This window comes from Nitratireductor sp. ATLC21 (assembly GCF_057196525.1).
The window spans coordinates 128,153-144,539 of the sequence record NZ_JBXUOU010000002.1 but is presented as its reverse complement, the minus strand read 5'-3'; the positions used below and the strand labels follow the sequence as shown (position 1 = coordinate 144,539).

Below are 16,387 nucleotides of genomic sequence, written 5' to 3'. Positions count from 1 at the left end.
GGATGCAGGAGATGACAATGGGTGTGGTCACCGTCAATCACTATAGGGCATCCAAATTGCCCAAGGAGCTGCGCAAGGACATTCCCCACGACGCTTTGGTGAAAGTGACCGTGGAAGAAGAAGTCAAGCGAGAAGCTCCACCACGCACGCCGGAGGAACTGCTGGCGCAGATCGAGCGCGTTCGCGCTCGCCAGACCCGACGCGTTTCCAGCGAAGACGCGGCAAGACGCATTCGGGCGCTGCGCGATGAGTGGGACGATTGATGGAGTTCACCAGGCTCTATCTCGACACCGCAATCTTCATCGAACTCGCCGAAGTGCAGGGCGAAATACAGACACTGCTTTACAATCTGATCGAGAAACAGATGCAGAGCGGCGAACGCTTTCTATGCACGAGCGAACTGGCGCTGGCGGAGCTTCTGGTTGGGCCCTACCGGGACGAGGATGACGACCTCATTCAGCTCTACGACAACTGGATCGTGGAGGATAATTCCTGGCTGGATGTGAGGCCTGTTACACGGGAGGTCCTGTGGAGCGCTGCCCTCGTGCGCCGACAGTTCAAATCCGTGAAGCTGCCCGATGCGATCCATCTCGCGTCGGCGATCGGATTTGAGTGCAGCCATTTCCTGACCGCCGACAAGCGCATACCCGGCCAGGTTCGGTTAAAGAACGATCGCTGGCGCGGAGAGCGTTTTTCTCCCGAGCTCTCGGTCATCCTGCCTACAGCGGAAAATCTCCGCGCAATCATTGAATCGCGACCATGACATCAACCCCCCTCCTCTCGATCCGCGATCTATCCGTGTCCTTCCGGCAGGGCGCGCAGGAGACGCTTGCGGTCGATCGCATCTCATTCGACATCGCGCGTGGCGAGACCGTTGCGCTTGTGGGGGAATCGGGGTCCGGGAAATCGGTTTCGGCACTCTCGGTCCTGCGGCTTTTGCCCTATCCGGCGGCGAGCCATCCCTCCGGCGAAATCCTTTACAATGGTGTGGACATCCTTGCCGCCAATGAAGCGACCCAACGCAAAGTGCGCGGCAACGAGATCTCCATGATCTTTCAGGAGCCGATGACCTCGCTCAACCCGCTGCACACCATCGAGCGCCAGGTGGGTGAGGTCTTGAAACTGCATCGCGGAATGAGCGACAAGGCAGCGCGGGAGCGGACCCTCGAATTGCTCAATCAAGTGGGCATTCGCGATCCAAAAAAGCGCCTCGATTCCTTCCCGCACCAGCTTTCCGGTGGCCAGCGCCAGCGCGTGATGATCGCCATGGCGCTCGCAAACGAGCCGGACCTGCTGATCGCTGATGAACCGACGACGGCCCTCGACGTGACGGTGCAGGCGCAGATCCTGGAGCTTCTGGCCGATCTGCGGCGCAAGAAATCCATGTCGATGCTGTTCATCACCCATGATCTGGGCATCGTGCGCAAGGTGGCAGACCGGGTCTGCGTGATGACGGACGGCAAGATCGTGGAAAGCGGGCCGACGGAAGAAATATTCACCAACCCACAACATGCCTACACACGCCACCTTATCGAAGCCGAACCGAAGGGCCGCCCGCCCAAGGCGGATCCGACTGCAGAAACCGTGATGAAAGGCGACGAGATCAAGGTGTGGTTCCCTGTAAAAAAAGGGTTGCTGCGCCGCACGGTGGATTACATCAAGGGTGTCGACGGCGTCGACGTGACGGTACGTGCCGGCCAAACGCTCGGTGTGGTGGGGGAATCGGGCTCCGGCAAGACGACACTCGGCCTGGCGCTTGCCCGCATGATCGGCTCCGAGGGACATATTCAGTTTTCGGGCGCGGAGATCGATCAACTCTCGTTTCGGCAAATGCGTCCCTACAGGCACGACTTGCAGGTGGTGTTTCAGGATCCCTACGGTTCGCTCAGCCCGCGCATGTCCGTCGCCGAAATCATCGAGGAAGGGCTGCGCATTCACCAGCCTGGCCTTTCAGCCGAGGAACGCGACGCGATGGTCGTCGATGTTCTGAAAGAGGTCGATCTCGACCCCGACAGCCGGTTTCGCTATCCGCACGAATTCTCCGGCGGTCAGCGCCAGCGTATCGCCATTGCCCGCGCCATGGTACTGAAACCGCGTTTCGTGATGCTGGACGAGCCCACCTCGGCGCTCGACATGAGCGTACAGGCGCAGGTGGTGGACCTTCTGCGTGATTTGCAGAAGCGGCACAATCTGGCTTATCTCTTTATCAGTCATGACCTGAAAGTGGTGCGCGCGCTTGCCAATGAGGTGATCGTCATGCGCGCCGGCAAGGTGGTGGAGGCCGGTCCGGCGGAGCAGATCTTTGATGCGCCACAAACCGACTACACACGCGCGCTGATCGCAGCCGCGTTCAACATCGAAGCCACGCCGGGAGGCGTGGTCAGCGAATAAATATCGAGGGGCAAACGATGAGCACTCCGGAACGCGGTCGCGTCCTTCTTTCCGTGACAGGGTTCAATCCTCAACGCTGGTACGACCTTCTCTCGAAAGAGCGAGAGGTCGTTCTGGAGCCTGATGGCACGGAGGACCCTTCCATTGACTACGCTGTGGTATGGAAGCACCAGCCCGGCGTACTCGCCAGACTGCCGAACCTGAAAGTCATCTTCTCCATCGGCGCGGGGGTGGACCACATCTTCGCGGATGATCAGGTGCCGGATGTGCCCATCGTGCGTGTGGTGGCGGACAATCTCACGCAGTACATGTGTGAGTATGTGACGTGGCGTGTGCTCGATCATCACAGGCAGGGCGCAGTCTACCGGGAACAACAGGTCCGGAAGGTCTGGCACGAGCCGCGGCAGCCACCAGCCAACGAGGTCTCCGTCGGCATTATGGGGCTCGGTCAGCTCGGTACACGCGCCGCGCAGGCACTGTGTGCGATTGGTTTTTCGGTGAATGGCTGGAGCCGTACACCCAAGGACGTGGAGGGTGTCAGGGGCTTCCATGGAGAGGACGGGTTGACCCCGTTCCTCAACGCGACCGACATCCTGGTGGTCTTGTTGCCGCTGACAGCCGCAACCCACGGCATCGTCAATTATTCACTGCTCTCGCGGCTGCGACAGGACGGGCCACTGGGCGGCCCCTGCCTCATCAATGCTGGACGCGGCGGCCTGCAGCGCGAGATCGACATTCTCAAGGCGCTTGAAGCGGGCGTGCTGAAGGAAGCGAGCCTCGACGTGTTCGAGCGCGAACCGCTGGCACCGGAAAGCCCTCTCTGGTCGCACCCCAGGGTTTTCGTCACGCCGCATGCGGCGGCCACTTCAGACCCGGCACATCTGGCGCCTCCCATGTTGCAACAAATGGACGCCTTTGAGCGTGGTGAGGCATTGAAAAACCTCGTCGATCGCAACGCCGGGTATTAAGGGCGACGGTAATGCGTTGGACGACCGTATAACCGTTCAATCCGTTCGATGGCATCGCTCAGCAGCTCACGTGCGACGCTCATGGTGTTGCCGTTGGCATGAAGCATCATCTCGTGATCCAGCATGATGGCCACATGGCCCTTCCAGAAAACGAGATCGCCGCGTTGAAGCGCGGTCTCGGCAGGATCAATCAGCGTGCCGATGCTGTCGGCCTGCATGTCCGTGTCGCGGAGCACGGTTTTTCCGGCCATACGCATGGAAAGCTGCACCAGACCGGAACAATCAATGCCGAAACCGCTCGTTCCACCCCACAGATAGGGTGTGTGCAGAAAGATTTCTGCGACCGTAACGTAGTCCTCTTGGTGTGAGGCGAGAGGTTGCAGGTGGCCAGCAATCATCGCGCCACCCGACGCGAGAAGCATATATTGCGTACCCCGGTTTTCGACAATCTCGCTCACGCTGACAGCGGCGCCCATGCTGTGAGCGGCGATTGCGGGTTTCTTCAATTCCGGCTCGGGATAGACAAAACTGCGCTGGGCGGTGACGCGGTGCGTGGGCGTGGGCGTGAAATCGGTGTCGGCAAGTGCATTCGTATTTACATAGCCGACATAGCCATCGTGTTCTGCCTGCACCCAGGCCCAGCCTTCGCGCTGTTCGAACACGCGCACCGCATCCCCGTGGAGGAACTGGGTGTCCATGCCTGCGTCGGAACGCGGAGCGCTGTGCACATCGGCAACGGGTGTCCCAATGCGGGCGGGTGTGCCGGCCGTGAAACGGGTTGCGTCGACCTTACCCTCCAAGCGGGCATCGGCAAGATCCGGTCGGTGGGCGTGCAGGCGGCGGTCGAGTGTCGTCATAAGGGTAGCTCCGCGGATTTTGCCACCACCACATCGCCGAACCGCTCCACGAACAGGGCGCCCTCGACGGTGCGCTTGATCAGGACATTGCGGCGGTCATTCGGGTCGCGGTGGCGGGAAACGAGTTTGAGCGCGCCCATCGTGTCGAGGGCGCGGGTGATGACGGGTTTGGAGACATCCAGTTTCCCGGCCAGGCCGCGCACGGTGTGCGGAGGCGGATCCAGATAGATCGTAAGAAGGATGGCAAGCTGGCGCTCGGTGAGGTCCGGTTCCTTGGCGCGAACCTCGGCGAGGCTGACCTGCTGCCAAAGACGCAATGCCTGGCTTGGCCTCAGCTGGATGGACATTTCAGGGCCTGCCTTTGCGGGAGAGAATAACCGTTTCGGCTCCGTTCCATTCATGCCGTGAAAGACAGGCCGGCGCAAGCGCCGGCCGCTTCTTCGCTAGGCTCCAGCTCCGTAGCGCTGCACAAGCACGCGTTCGATGGCGCGGATGCCCTGCGCCTCCCCGCCGACCGGCGCATACGGCTTTTCGGCCGGATTCCAGCCATAAATGTCGAAATGCGCCCAGCTCTTCGCCTTCTCCACGAAACGGCCAAGGAAAAGGCCGGCAATGGGCGAGCCCGCGAAGCCATCGAGTGAGACATTGTTGATGTCGGCGATTTTAGAATCCAGACGCGAGAGATAGGGCTTCCACAGCGGCATGCGCCAGAGTGGATCGGCAACGCTCTCGGAGGCCTGGGCCAAGGCGTCTGCAAGCGCCTCATTGTCGGTGTAGAAAGGCGGCACATCGGGCCCGAGCGCGACGCGCGCCGCACCGGTCAACGTCGCCATGTCTATCAGAAGTTCCGGTTCCTCCTCATCTGCCAGGGCCATCGCATCAGCAAGCACCAGCCGCCCTTCGGCATCGGTGTTTCCGATCTCCACGGTGAGCCCCTTACGGCTGGTCAGCACATCGCCAGGACGGAAAGCGTTTCCTGCGACTGCGTTCTCCACTGCCGGGATGAGGACACGAAGGCGAACATCGAGCTTTGCCGCCATGATCATCGAAGCGAGGCCGAGCACATTCGCGGCACCGCCCATGTCTTTCTTCATGAGCAACATGCCGGCGGCGGGTTTGAGATCGAGACCGCCTGTATCGAAACAGACCCCCTTGCCTACAAGAGTGACCTTGGGCGCATTTTCCCGTCCCCATTTCAGATCGAGGAGACGTGGTGCGGCTTCAGCAGCGCGGCCGACCGCATGGATCATGGGCAGGTTTTCCTTGAGAAGGTCATCACCAAGCGTCACTGAGAGCGTCGCACCATGCTCCGAGGCGAGTGCGCGGATGGCCTCCTCGAGCGCATCAGGCCCCATATCGCCTGCAGGCGTGTTGATGAGATCGCGTGCGAGAATGCAGCCATTGGCCAACCGCTCGACGCGACTTGCATCAACCCCTTCGGGCACGCGGAAGCGAAGTGTATTGCGCGGCTTCTTACCGTAGCGTGTGAATGCATAGGACCCGAGCAACAGGCCGAGGAGTGCAAGTTCCGCTTGTTTCGGCACATCAGCAAAGTGCCAATCGCCCTCCGGCAGTTGCCGTGCCAACGCTCCGGCAGCCAGCGGGTTGGCTGCATCTGAATTGCCAAGCCCGAAAAATGCACCGGCCAAAGCGCCACTCTCGCCCGGTATCGTCAAAACCGTGGCTGCAGCCCCTGAAAAGCCGTTTGCCTTCGCCCAGGCGATCGCTGCCTTTGGCGCCTGGCAGGCGTCCAGGGCATCCGCCTCTACCGCGTATACGGGCAAGGATGAAGCCTCTGGCGAGTTCAGGAGCGTGACGGGCATTTGGTGTCTCCTCATTTGCGTTTTGCGGCGCGTTTTAACGCTCCGTTAGGGTTAACAGAATATTTCTCTCTGGTGAGAGTGGGCCGGGAAACGGCCGAAGCCAACCGGAGGGCGCGCGCAGATGTTTACCGAACGGCGCACGAATGCAACCGTAAACAGGATCACCACAACGGCGATTGCGCTGATCATGGCGGTGTCAGTGGCTGGCTGCGCGAAGGATCGGATCACAACCGGTTCGATCAGCCGCAGTACGCCCAAGCCGGTGTCCAATGTTGCAGCGATGAGCGAATCGCAGCTGCGTGGCACCGCCGATTCGCTTGGGCGCGCCTACACCCAGAACACCAAGGACAAGGGCACCGCACTGCAATACGCTTCTGTCCTTCAGATGACCGGGCGGGTCGACCAGTCTCTCGCGGTGATGCGCAAACTTGCGATCGACCACCCCAAGGACCGCGACGTTCTGGCCGCTTATGGCAAGGCATTGGCTGCCGCCGGTGAGCTTCAGCCAGCGCTTGACGCGGTACGCCGGGCACAGACCCCGGAATACCCCGATTGGCGGCTGCAATCAGCCGAGGGTGCTATTCTGGATCAACTCGGACAGAAAGATGCAGCCCGGACGCTTTATCGTCAGGCTCTCAACCTCAAGCCGGGTGAACCCTCCGTGCTTTCGAACATGGGCATGTCGTATCTGCTTGAAGGTGACCTGAAATCAGCCGAGCACTATATGCGCCAAGCCGTACAGGCTGCCGGTGCCGACAGCCGTGTACGGCAGAACCTGGCGCTCGTCGTCGGGCTTCAGGGGCGTTTTGACGAAGCAGAACAGCTGGCCCGGCAGGAGCTTTCGCCCGAGCAGGCCGAGGCCAATGTTGCATATCTTCGTTCCATGCTCGCGCAGCAGAATGCCTGGAGCCAGATCTCGGACGACGAGAACAAGAAGCGCCAGTAGCAGCGCTTTTAAATGAGAACAGAATTAAAAAGGCCGCTTCGAGCGGCCTTTTTGGTGCGCTTAGAACAGCCCCTGTTGCTTGATCTGGATGCCTGCCGGCCCGAGAATTACCGCAAACAGAACGGGAATGAAGAAGAGGATCATGGGAACGGTGAGTTTCGGCGGTAGAGCCGCAGCCTTCTTTTCCGCCTCGTTCATCCGCATTTCCCGGCTTTCGTCCGCAAGCACCCGAAGGGCATGGCTCACCGGCGTGCCGTAGCGCTCGGCCTGGATCAAAGCCTGCGTAACGCTCTTCACCGTTTCGAGCCCTGTACGAGAAGCAAAGTTCTCGTAGGCCTGACGACGTTCCTGGAGGAAGGAGAGTTCCGCATTCGTCAGCACCAGCTCCTCGGCCAACGGGACCGACTGAATGCCGATCTCGTCTGCCACGCGCCGAAAAGCCGCTTCGATGGACATGCCCGATTCAACGCAGATCAACATCAGATCAAGGGCGTCGGGCCACGCGATCTGGATCGACTTCTTTCGCTTCGAAGCCAGATTGCTGACATAGAGCACAGGTGCGTAAAAGCCTGCATAGGCAGCAATAACGCAAACGAAAAGCTTCACGAACAAGGGCTGTTCGGGAAGCCCGCCGAGTACGAAAATATAGACAATTGCAAGAAGCAGCGTGACGAAGGGGAGAATAAGCCGGAAGAAGAGAAACTTCGTGAGCGGATTCTGGCCTCGAAAGCCTGCCGTGCGCAGTTTCGCCACCGCTGCATCATCGGCCAGCGCACGGCGCAGATCGAGCCGGTCTACGATCGCGCGCATGCCTTCCGACTGATGCTCACGCAGGCCCCGGCGGCGCTTGTCAGCTTCGGCAGCAAGACGCGCACGCTGCCGCGCCCGCAATTCCTCGCGCTCAAGCGCGACACTTTTCATGCGCGCTTTCAGCGGGTCGCCGCCGAAAGCCGGCAGGAGCGTGAAAAGAGTGGCAAAAACCGCCACCGCGACCAGAAGCGCGATCAGGAAACTCGGTTCGATGATACTTCCGATGACGTTTGAAGGCATTGTCTAAACCTCGAAATTGATCATGTTCCGCATCACGAGAATGCCGATCGTCATCCACATGGCAGCGAAGCCGAGAATCAGATGCCCCGCGCTGGTGGTAAAGAGCGGGATGATGTAGCTCGGGCTGGTTAGGTAGACGAGGAAAGCGACGACGAAAGGCAGAGCCCCGATGATTACGGCCGATGCCTTGGCCTCCATCGACAGCGCCTGGACCTTCGCCTTCATTTTCTTGCGGTTGCGGAGAACGCGAGACAGGTTTGACAGTGCTTCGGAGAGATTGCCGCCCGCCTGAGACTGAATCTGAATGACAATGCCAAAGAAGTTCGCTTCCGGGCATGGCATCGTTTCGCCCATGCGCACGCAAGCCTCCGGTGTTGAAACGCCCATTTGCTGGGCTTCCACGATCCGGCGAAACTCGGTGCGCACAGGTTCCTGAGCCTCACTGGCGATCAAGCGTATGCCATCATTGATCGGCAAGCCCGACTTTACAGCACGGACGATCACATCGAGCGAATTTGGAAACTCGTTCAGAAACGCCTTCACGCGACCACGGCGGCGCCAGGACACAAACCAGCGCGGCAAGCCCAACGCCCCGACAATCAAGGCCCCCGGCAGCACAAGCAGCGGAGCACCCATGACGAAAACCGCCAGGGTGAACACCAACCCGCAGATGGCCGAAATGATGTAGAACCGCTCCGGAGTTACATTCATCCCAGCCTGTTTGAGCTGCATCTTGAGCGGGGGCTTGCGAACCCTGCTGTCGCGTTTCTTCTGCCGCTCTTCCAGATCCTTCAGCGAGTCCTGAATGGATTTGCGGCGCTTCGCCGTTTCGGCAACACGGTCACGCGAGGCTTTGATGGAGACCTGATCAGTCTGCGCCCGCTTGACGGAGTCCAGCCGGCGCCCGACTTTCTTCTCTGCCGTGATGTTGTTGAACATCAGCGCATAAGCCACCGCCCCGGCACTGCAGCCGGCCAGTAGAACAAACGCAATCAGTGTGATGTCCATTCCAAACATGGATTTACCTGCCCAAACCGAAACAGAAAGCCACCGGCACGTTAGTCGGTCTTCCGTTCCATCGCTTCCAGCGCATTCGCCAGACGCTGCTCTTCACCATAATACCGGGCACGATCCCAGAAATGCGGCCGTGCAATACCGGTCGACACGTGCTCGCCAATGATCTTGCCGTTCGCGTCCTCGCCCTTCATGTCATAGAGAACGAGGTCCTGCGTGATGATCACATCGCCTTCCATCCCGATCACCTCGGTGACGTGCGTGATGCGGCGCGAGCCATCGCGCAGACGCGTTGCCTGGATAATGACGTCGACCGAGCCGACGATGATTTCGCGCACCGTTTTCTGCGGCAGCGTGAAACCGCCCATTGCAACCATGGATTCGATACGATTGAGACACTCGCGCGGATTGTTGGAGTGGATGGTGCCCATCGAACCGTCATGGCCCGTGTTCATCGCCTGCAGCAGGTCGAAGACTTCTGGACCGCGCACCTCGCCCACGATGATGCGCTCAGGGCGCATGCGCAGACAGTTGCGTACGAGGTCGCGCATGGTGACCTCACCCTCGCCTTCGAGGTTGGGAGGGCGCGTTTCTAGCCTGACCACATGCGGCTGCTGCAGCTGCAGCTCCGCGGAATCCTCGCAAGTGATGATGCGCTCGTCGAGATCAATGAAACTGGTCAGACAGTTCAGCAGCGTCGTCTTACCCGAACCCGTGCCGCCCGAGATCAAAACGTTGCAGCGGACGCGACCGATGATCTTCAAAATCTCGGCGCCTTCAGGCGAGATGGCTCCGAAGCGCACAAGCTGATCGAGCGTCAGCTTGTCCTTTTTGAACTTACGAATGGTCAGCGACGCGCCGTCAATGGCAAGTGGCGGTGCGATGACGTTGACACGCGAACCATCGGGCAGGCGCGCATCGCAGATCGGGCTTGATTCATCGACGCGGCGGCCGACCTGGCTGACAATGCGCTGGCAGATGTTGAGCAGCTGCTGGTTGTCGCGAAAGCGTACGCCGGTCTGTTCGACCTTACCGTTCACCTCGATGTAAACATGCTCGGCACCGTTGACCATGATGTCGGCGATATCGTCTCGCGCCAGGAGCGGCTCGAGCGGACCATAACCCAACACATCGTTGCAGATGTCCTCGAGCAGTTCTTCCTGCTCGGAGATGGACATCGCGAAATTCTTGATCGCGATGATATCGTTGACGATGTCGCGGATTTCCTCGCGCGCGCTATCAGGATCGAGATTGGCGAGTTGCGAGAGATCGATGGTCTCGATCAGCGCCGAGAACACCTGGCTCTTGGTGTCGTAATAAGATTCGCTGCGCACGCGGGCGGGCTGAGGCGATCGTGCCGGCGGGGGTGGCGCGGATGGAGTGGGTTTGGGGGCCTCCACACGCGGCCGAGGTGGTTCCTGCGGCGCTGGCGCCGTGTTCTGCAGGCTCGCGGGAGCTGGCCGTTCCGGCGTCAATACGTCGGTGCCGCCCGAAAAGGTTTTCGGGGTTTCTGTGTGCGGCGCTGTGGTATGCGGGACGCCTGCCCCTCTCTTTCCGAACATCTGACGCTACCAATCCGTATCAGCTTTTGCGTTTCAACCTGCCCAGGATGCCGGACAAGCCACTCTTCTTCTTCGGCTTCACATCACGCCGCCCCGTCAGCACATGGGCGAGTTCATTGATTGTCTCGACAATCGGGCTGTTGGCGTCCATTTCGCCGAGCATGCGACCGTTGTTGGCCGCATTGCCAAACAGCTGCGGCTCGAAGGGAATGGTCGCGGCCGGTGTCACGCCAAGCGGTTCGGCAAAGTCTTCCAGCGATATCTCGGGCCGCTTCGGGATGCCGGCCTGATTGAGCAGGAGAACAGGCGGCTTGTCGTTGGGCCGCAGCTTCTTCAGCGTGTCGATCAGGTTCTTCGTATTGCGCAGATTGGCGAGGTCGGGCGTGGCCGTGATGACGATCTCGTCAGCCTGCGCCAGGGTTGTCTTTGTCCAGCCATTCCAGGCATGCGGCACATCGAGAACCAGAACCGGCGCAGTGCGTTGCGTGGTGTCGATGATCTGCGCAAAAGCCTCTGGATCGAAATCATACACGCGGTCGAGTGTCGAGGGAGCTGCCAGGAGGGAGAGTCTTTCCGCACACTGGGCGAGCAAGCGATCCAGATAGACCTCATCGATGCGCTCAGGCGAAAACACCGCTTCAGCGATGCCCTGCGCAGGATCCTGATCAAAGTTGATGTTGGCCGTGCCGAAAGGCAGATCCAAATCGGCGACCACGACTTCGTTCTCGAAGAGGTTGGAAATCGACCACGCCACATTGTGGGCTACGGTGGACGAACCAACCCCACCCTTTGCACCGATAAACGCAATGGAGTGTCCAAGCGGCTCGGCTTCTGGATCGACAAAGATGTTCGCGATCACGCTGACAATGTCCGCCATCGAGATCGGCGCGACCACATATTCGGAAATGCCTGCTCGGATCAGCTCCCGATACAGCCAGACATCGTTGTAGTGACCGATGATGATGACTTTCGTGGAGGGGTCGCAGACCGTCGCCAACTGCTCCAGCGAGGCAAGCAGTTCTCGCGGCTCGCTGGAGGATTCTACAATAACCAGGTTCGGCGTCGCCGCTGTCTGATAAAACTCAACGGCCGTCGCGACACCACCCATGTGTACCTTGAGATGGGTTTTCGCCATGCGGCGGTCTTCGCCTGCCCGCTCGATCGGATTGGCAACGCTGTCCGTCTCACAGAAAGCCTGGATCGAGATCCTCGGGATCGGCCGCAACTTCTGAAGCGCTGGCGACGCGCCATCCTCGGGAGCGAGATCCTCGTGGTCCGTTTCATAGGCCAGATTGCTCATGTCATGCCCCTCGCCTAGTACGCGATCTCTCTGGTGGCCCGGAAGTCTTCGGACACCTGGCCAGGTTTATAAATGCTCTCAGCGCCACGATACTTGTCGATCACGCCCATTCGGTTCTCGGCATCGATTTCGCCCTGCTTGCGCGGCCCAAGGAAATCATTGGGGTTGGCGACCTGTGCGGCGAGGTTGTTTTGAAAGGAACAGCCGAAATTCGCGTAGTGCTTGTTGTCTGTCGTTTCCAGCATGTCTTCCGGCCAACGGCCACACGGCGTGGTGGAAGCCTTGACGACGGGATAGGAGACGCGGATCGGCGGTGCCGTGTCCGGCGCAAGCGCCTGATAGGAGACCACGGATATGTTCTCCGGTGGAACTCCCTGCTTCTGAAGCAAATGGGTGATCTGAGACGCGACGTTGGAGGCGCCCAGCTCGTTGGCGGAACCCGACGGCACAAGCACGGAAACCGTGGCTCCGGAGCGGCGGTCATATCCACTCATGAAACCTGCCAGTGTGCCCATCTGGTCCCGTGTCATCTTACGCGCTGAAGCGGCAATCGGCAGATCGATTTCCTGCGCCTTCTCCGAGATGACGATCGGATGATTGGTGCGATAGTCATCCGGTATGGAACCCACAATGACCGAATCCCGCTTTGCGGCGCAGCCGGCCATGGCTACAGCCGCGCAGATAACAATTGCCGTGCCGGCGAGCCTGGCCCGATATGCGTTCCGTGTCGTGTTCTTCATCATGACCACCCCCGGCATAACCTTTCCCCAGCTCATTTGTAGATGTAGCCGACAACGCCGTGATAGCGGCCATTGGGCAGGTTGGTTTTCATGGTTCCATAGACGCGGTTGACCCGGCCAAGGAACATTCCCGCGCCATCGCTGGCGGGTGTGAAATTGTCGTCCGGCTTCGCCAATGCGTTGCGGGCCGTCGGCTTGGAAAGATACGGCGTTACGATGATCACCAGTTCCGTTTCATTGCGAACGAAATCCCGGCTTCGGAACAAGGCGCCAAGGACGGGCACCTTAGACAGTCCGGGAACCCCATTGAACGCCTGGCGGACATCGTCCTGCACAAGGCCGGCGATCATCATCGATCCGCCGGACGGCAGCTCGACCGTGGTGTCCGCCAAACGCTTGCGGATCGAGATCGCGTTCATGCTCGAAGCGTTGCGGTAGCGCTGGCCGCGCCCCAGGCCAGAGAAGAAGGTCTGGGATCCCTGCATGGTGGGTTCGGAAACCTGAGTGCGGATCTTCAGACTGATGCGGCCGGCAGAAAGAACTGTCGGAAGGAACTCCAGACCAATGCCATAATCGATCTTTTCGACCTCGTATTTCAACGCGTTCGTATCGGGATCGATTTCCTGCGAGGTGACGATGTTGAATTCGCCACCGACGCGGAAAGTGGCTTTTTCGCCGGAGACTGCTGTCAGCGCCGGCTCGGCCAGCGTCTTCATCACGCCCGCCTGCTCCATGGCATTGATATAGGCGTCAATGAGCGATCCGCCGACCGAAAACTGTGTGGGGGAAAGCGGCTTGCCGAGCCCGAAGGCATTGTCCACCACAGCGCCCCAGGAGATGCCGTCGGCACTGCCCGAGCCGATCATGTTCACGCCAAGCTGTTTCATGACGGAGCGGCTGACCTCGGCCACCGTGACTTTGAGCGTGACCTGGTCTTCGCCAATAATCTGGATCATGTTCACGATCCGGCTCGTCTGGCGCTTCTGATCCGGGTTGTTGATCGCCACGCCGCCGCCATCGGTGGGTGCGGCCGCGCTTTGCGAGTATTGACCGGTCGTGGCCTCACCGCCGGTAACGAAGATCTGCGCAAGTTGCGCGGCGCGAGCGGCGTCCAGCGGTGTTTCAACCGTTCCGGTGAGGACCACGTTGTCGTTTATCAACTCCACATCGATATCGGAGTTGGGAATGAAACGCTTGAGATACTCTTCAAGGCCGGCGACATCTCGTTCCACCGCAAGGTCCAGACTCGCGATCTGCTCGCCATTGGCGCCAAACACAAAGATGTTGGTCTCGCCCACCTGCTTGCCGAACAGATAGATGCGCCGTGCGGTGCGGGTCACGGCGTCGGCGACCGACGGATTTGCAACCAGAATGTCGTAGGCGTCGCTCGGCAGGTCGAGCACAAGCGACTTGTTGAGACCGAGCTTTACCCGCTGGTTCACGTTGGGGCCGCCACGCGCCTTGACAACATTCTGTTGGGCAAAGGCCGCGCCATCCGGCAGAGCGGCTTGTGCGGCCAACACCGTGACGCACCCCAACAGGAGACGCGCGGTCAGTTTTAGAGTGCTGCCCATTCCCCGCTCCGACAGTTTCACAGCCCTGGCATCATCCATGCGGTTCGTCATTTCCGGGTCCCCACTTCGGTGACTTCACCGGATTTGATCAGACGGACGCTGTTGCCCCTGCCTCTGCCTGAAACGAGGTAGGACCCGTCATTCTCCGATGTTTCGTTCGTATCGGTAATTGCCCGCAGTGAAAGCGTGAGACGATCAGCCATCTGCTGCGCAACCGTGATGATCTCCGCCTGCTCAGGCGTCAGTTCGAGTGTCGCGGTTTCGCCCACCTTGACGCGGCGTCCCTCTTCGTCTTCCTGAATGGTCTGATCGATCGCCAGAACCTTGATGTTCTTGAGGATGGTCTCGGTGATGAAACCGTTCGCGGTGCCGTTCTCCTGCGAGCGGCGCGTCATGATGACGTCGACGTAATCATTGGGAAGGATAAAACCGCCAGCTGAAGTATCAGCAGCAATCTGGGTTGCCACGGCACGTTTGCCCGCGGGCAGGATCGCCGACATAAAGCTCATCCCCTCGCCGATAAGCTTGGAACGCCTGAGTGGCTCCCCCGTATAGAGTGCCACGCGCGCAATGGAACTGCGCAGCTCTTCCAGCGCCTCAGGGCTATCGTTTCTGGTGATCATGTTGGCGTTGATGTTGTCCGCAGGCCAGGACTGCCAGGACAGCGCGCTGCCGAGCTCGGTTCCCATCGGGACATCCTGTCCGATGACGAGAACATCGACCAGATCGATCGCCGGCTCTTCTGGCCCCGCGCTTGCGACGGGCTGCTGCGGAGCCGGTGCCGTCAGATTTTTGGCGACATAACCGGCGCCAAGGGCAGCCAGCACGGCCACACCTAAAATGACGATCCGGGATTTGCTCATGACTCCGCCCCTTGTACTCGGACTTCCGTTGCGTGAAGCGGAGAATGAAGTGTCAATCGTCAAATTATGGTTAACGCGAACCTTACAAAAATGATTAATTCAAAGTTGAGCTATTTTCCGGGATTGCGAAACGCGAAAACGCCCCGACCGGAGATCGGGGCGTATAGACCTGTTTGAAGTTCTGCCGTTTCCGAGGACACCGCCTTGGATGTCCAGGTCAGGTTGCTAGACCCCGGCCAGACTGGCCAGCGCCCATTGAACAAACGGCGTTTCGGGATAGGCGAAAAGACCGGCAGTGCCCAGCGCGATGCCATAGGGGATTCCCGCCTTGTGATCCGCGAGGTTCCGCAACAGGACGTTGTTGACCGAGACGTAGCCTATGTACGAGTTCCTGAATTTGAGGATCAGGAGCGTGAGAGCACCACCCAGCAGCGCTGCGGTCAAAAAATACTGTATGAGAACCGGACTGAAGCCGAACCAGATTGCGGTGGCTGCCATCAGTTTTGCATCTCCGCCACCCATGCCGCCAAAGGCAAAAAGGGCAAACGTCACCGCCAAAACGAGCACACCTGCCGCCAGATGCAATCCGATTTGCGCCCAGTCCATGCCGATCATCGGCGCGGCGACAGCGAAGGTCGCAAGAAGCAGCACGGACACACGGTTCGCAATGGTCATGGACAACAGGTCCGAGACCGCGGCAAAAACCATACAGAAGGGAAACACCACAAGAACGATTGCTTCAAGCATGCCATGACACCTCAGTTTCCCTTGGATTATCCCGATCGCCGCTTAAAACTTGATGAATTGACGATTTGTGACGCGAAACGACAAAGGCCGCTCCTCCAGTAGAGAAGCGGCCCCAATCTCTGGAACAATCCAGTCGGACGTTCTTAGTTGCCCGGCAGGTCGTCTGCGATGCCCTGGAAGGTGTCGCTCAGCTTGCCGCCGAGTGCAGTGGCGCCAGCAACGATACCGAGAGCGATCAGAGCAGCCAGAAGGCCGTACTCGATAGCGGTTGCGCCGGACTCGTCTTTCATGAAACGTGCAAACAGATTAGCCATTTGGGAAAACTCCTCTTCCGCGTTTTGTTCAGCAAGACCGTCAACGTTTTTTGTTGTGTTGATCGGATGGCCTGACCATACGAGGGAGCTCTTTCAACCTGCTTAAGAAACACCCTTACCAAAACCTTGCCGCCTGAAAGCGCGGGTGTTGGTTAACACGTTCATAAAGTACACGGCGGCGGATGGTTCGCCGGAACTCTTTATATATAACAACGAGAATCCGAGAACTTTCCCACTC

Annotated in this window: 17 protein-coding genes; 5 read left to right on the top strand and 12 right to left on the bottom strand. The window is 59.5% G+C overall.

The genetic code is table 11. From position 1 onward, the window contains the following. The first annotated feature begins 17 nt into the window (after window positions 1-17). From AC2CHD_RS08385 to AC2CHD_RS08370, 4 genes are read left to right on the top strand one after another with little or no spacing between them, the layout of a single operon-like run. Entirely contained in the window at window positions 18-263 is a 246-nt protein-coding gene (locus AC2CHD_RS08385; protein WP_229450193.1) for a hypothetical protein, read from the top strand. Further along, window positions 263-763 (top strand): type II toxin-antitoxin system VapC family toxin, encoded by a 501-nt coding sequence (locus AC2CHD_RS08380; protein WP_484553331.1) that lies wholly within the window; start codon window positions 263-265, stop codon window positions 761-763. The genes AC2CHD_RS08385 and AC2CHD_RS08380 overlap by 1 nt, the downstream gene beginning before the upstream one ends. Further along, entirely contained in the window at window positions 760-2,391 is a 1,632-nt protein-coding gene (locus AC2CHD_RS08375; protein ID WP_484553330.1) for an ABC transporter ATP-binding protein, read from the top strand. Before AC2CHD_RS08380 ends, AC2CHD_RS08375 begins: the two co-directional genes overlap by 4 nt. 17 nt (window positions 2,392-2,408) lie before the next feature. Continuing rightward, complete coding sequence (locus AC2CHD_RS08370) at window positions 2,409-3,359, top strand: 2-hydroxyacid dehydrogenase (RefSeq protein ID WP_484553329.1); 951 nt, start codon at window positions 2,409-2,411, stop codon at window positions 3,357-3,359. Here the strand turns inward: AC2CHD_RS08370 and AC2CHD_RS08365 are convergent. From AC2CHD_RS08365 to AC2CHD_RS08355, 3 genes are all read right to left on the bottom strand, one after another. Further along, window positions 3,356-4,216, bottom strand: coding sequence for a C40 family peptidase (locus AC2CHD_RS08365; protein WP_484553328.1), 861 nt, complete (start codon window positions 4,214-4,216; stop codon window positions 3,356-3,358). The two genes, AC2CHD_RS08370 and AC2CHD_RS08365, sit on opposite strands and share 4 nt — an antisense overlap. Continuing rightward, a complete protein-coding gene (locus tag AC2CHD_RS08360; RefSeq protein WP_229450188.1) occupies window positions 4,213-4,563 on the bottom strand; it encodes a MarR family winged helix-turn-helix transcriptional regulator in 351 nt (116 codons plus the stop codon). Before AC2CHD_RS08360 ends, AC2CHD_RS08365 begins: the two co-directional genes overlap by 4 nt. 96 nt (window positions 4,564-4,659) lie before the next feature. Further along, window positions 4,660-6,039 carry a leucyl aminopeptidase family protein gene (locus AC2CHD_RS08355; protein WP_484553327.1) on the bottom strand — a complete coding sequence of 460 codons (1,380 nt, stop codon included), beginning with the start codon at window positions 6,037-6,039 and terminating at the stop codon, window positions 4,660-4,662. A 121-nt stretch (window positions 6,040-6,160) separates the two neighbouring features. Here AC2CHD_RS08355 and AC2CHD_RS08350 point away from each other — a divergent pair, with 121 nt between their 5' ends. Continuing rightward, window positions 6,161-6,985, top strand: a complete 825-nt coding sequence (locus tag AC2CHD_RS08350) for a tetratricopeptide repeat protein (protein ID WP_484553326.1) — start codon at window positions 6,161-6,163, stop codon at window positions 6,983-6,985. A 60-nt stretch (window positions 6,986-7,045) separates the two neighbouring features. Here AC2CHD_RS08350 and AC2CHD_RS08345 read toward each other — a convergent pair whose 3' ends face one another. From AC2CHD_RS08345 to AC2CHD_RS08305, 9 genes are all read right to left on the bottom strand, one after another. Next, on the bottom strand, window positions 7,046-8,035 hold the full coding sequence (locus tag AC2CHD_RS08345) for a type II secretion system F family protein (RefSeq protein ID WP_229450185.1): 990 nt from the start codon (window positions 8,033-8,035) through the stop codon (window positions 7,046-7,048). 3 nt (window positions 8,036-8,038) lie between these two features. Further along, window positions 8,039-9,052 (bottom strand): type II secretion system F family protein, encoded by a 1,014-nt coding sequence (locus tag AC2CHD_RS08340; protein WP_229450184.1) that lies wholly within the window; start codon window positions 9,050-9,052, stop codon window positions 8,039-8,041. A 41-nt stretch (window positions 9,053-9,093) separates the two neighbouring features. Continuing rightward, a complete protein-coding gene (locus tag AC2CHD_RS08335; RefSeq protein ID WP_484553325.1) occupies window positions 9,094-10,611 on the bottom strand; it encodes a TadA family conjugal transfer-associated ATPase in 1,518 nt (505 codons plus the stop codon). Window positions 10,612-10,630: 19 nt separating this feature from the next. Beyond that, complete coding sequence (locus AC2CHD_RS08330; protein ID WP_229450182.1) at window positions 10,631-11,911, bottom strand: CpaE/TadZ family protein; 1,281 nt, start codon at window positions 11,909-11,911, stop codon at window positions 10,631-10,633. 14 nt (window positions 11,912-11,925) lie between these two features. Then, window positions 11,926-12,687, bottom strand: a complete 762-nt coding sequence (locus AC2CHD_RS08325) for a CpaD family pilus assembly protein (protein WP_484553324.1) — start codon at window positions 12,685-12,687, stop codon at window positions 11,926-11,928. Further along, window positions 12,684-14,225 carry a type II and III secretion system protein family protein gene (locus AC2CHD_RS08320; RefSeq protein WP_484554211.1) on the bottom strand — a complete coding sequence of 514 codons (1,542 nt, stop codon included), beginning with the start codon at window positions 14,223-14,225 and terminating at the stop codon, window positions 12,684-12,686. Before AC2CHD_RS08320 ends, AC2CHD_RS08325 begins: the two co-directional genes overlap by 4 nt. A gap of 47 nt (window positions 14,226-14,272) precedes the next feature. Beyond that, a complete protein-coding gene (gene cpaB / locus AC2CHD_RS08315; RefSeq protein ID WP_229450180.1) occupies window positions 14,273-15,088 on the bottom strand; it encodes a Flp pilus assembly protein CpaB in 816 nt (271 codons plus the stop codon). Between the two features lie 225 nt (window positions 15,089-15,313). Further along, window positions 15,314-15,835, bottom strand: a complete 522-nt coding sequence (locus AC2CHD_RS08310) for an A24 family peptidase (RefSeq protein ID WP_484553323.1) — start codon at window positions 15,833-15,835, stop codon at window positions 15,314-15,316. Between the two features lie 143 nt (window positions 15,836-15,978). Continuing rightward, a complete protein-coding gene (locus AC2CHD_RS08305; protein WP_223019311.1) occupies window positions 15,979-16,149 on the bottom strand; it encodes a Flp family type IVb pilin in 171 nt (56 codons plus the stop codon). Window positions 16,150-16,387 lie beyond the last annotated feature (238 nt).

Bases quoted from the DNA above. Each gene is read 5' to 3' on its own strand.
- AC2CHD_RS08385 (WP_229450193.1), top strand. From the start codon at position 18: ATGGGTGTGGTCACCGTCAATCACTATAGGGCATCCAAATTGCCCAAG.
- AC2CHD_RS08380 (WP_484553331.1), top strand. From the start codon at position 263: ATGGAGTTCACCAGGCTCTATCTCGACACCGCAATCTTCATCGAACTC.
- AC2CHD_RS08375 (WP_484553330.1), top strand. From the start codon at position 760: ATGACATCAACCCCCCTCCTCTCGATCCGCGATCTATCCGTGTCCTTC.
- AC2CHD_RS08370 (WP_484553329.1), top strand. From the start codon at position 2,409: ATGAGCACTCCGGAACGCGGTCGCGTCCTTCTTTCCGTGACAGGGTTC.
- AC2CHD_RS08365 (WP_484553328.1), bottom strand. From the start codon at position 4,216: ATGACGACACTCGACCGCCGCCTGCACGCCCACCGACCGGATCTTGCC.
- AC2CHD_RS08360 (WP_229450188.1), bottom strand. From the start codon at position 4,563: ATGTCCATCCAGCTGAGGCCAAGCCAGGCATTGCGTCTTTGGCAGCAG.
- AC2CHD_RS08355 (WP_484553327.1), bottom strand. From the start codon at position 6,039: ATGCCCGTCACGCTCCTGAACTCGCCAGAGGCTTCATCCTTGCCCGTA.
- AC2CHD_RS08350 (WP_484553326.1), top strand. From the start codon at position 6,161: ATGTTTACCGAACGGCGCACGAATGCAACCGTAAACAGGATCACCACA.
- AC2CHD_RS08345 (WP_229450185.1), bottom strand. From the start codon at position 8,035: ATGCCTTCAAACGTCATCGGAAGTATCATCGAACCGAGTTTCCTGATC.
- AC2CHD_RS08340 (WP_229450184.1), bottom strand. From the start codon at position 9,052: ATGTTTGGAATGGACATCACACTGATTGCGTTTGTTCTACTGGCCGGC.
- AC2CHD_RS08335 (WP_484553325.1), bottom strand. From the start codon at position 10,611: ATGTTCGGAAAGAGAGGGGCAGGCGTCCCGCATACCACAGCGCCGCAC.
- AC2CHD_RS08330 (WP_229450182.1), bottom strand. From the start codon at position 11,911: ATGAGCAATCTGGCCTATGAAACGGACCACGAGGATCTCGCTCCCGAG.
- AC2CHD_RS08325 (WP_484553324.1), bottom strand. From the start codon at position 12,687: ATGAGCTGGGGAAAGGTTATGCCGGGGGTGGTCATGATGAAGAACACG.
- AC2CHD_RS08320 (WP_484554211.1), bottom strand. From the start codon at position 14,225: ATGGGCAGCACTCTAAAACTGACCGCGCGTCTCCTGTTGGGGTGCGTC.
- cpaB (WP_229450180.1), bottom strand. From the start codon at position 15,088: ATGAGCAAATCCCGGATCGTCATTTTAGGTGTGGCCGTGCTGGCTGCC.
- AC2CHD_RS08310 (WP_484553323.1), bottom strand. From the start codon at position 15,835: ATGCTTGAAGCAATCGTTCTTGTGGTGTTTCCCTTCTGTATGGTTTTT.
- AC2CHD_RS08305 (WP_223019311.1), bottom strand. From the start codon at position 16,149: ATGGCTAATCTGTTTGCACGTTTCATGAAAGACGAGTCCGGCGCAACC.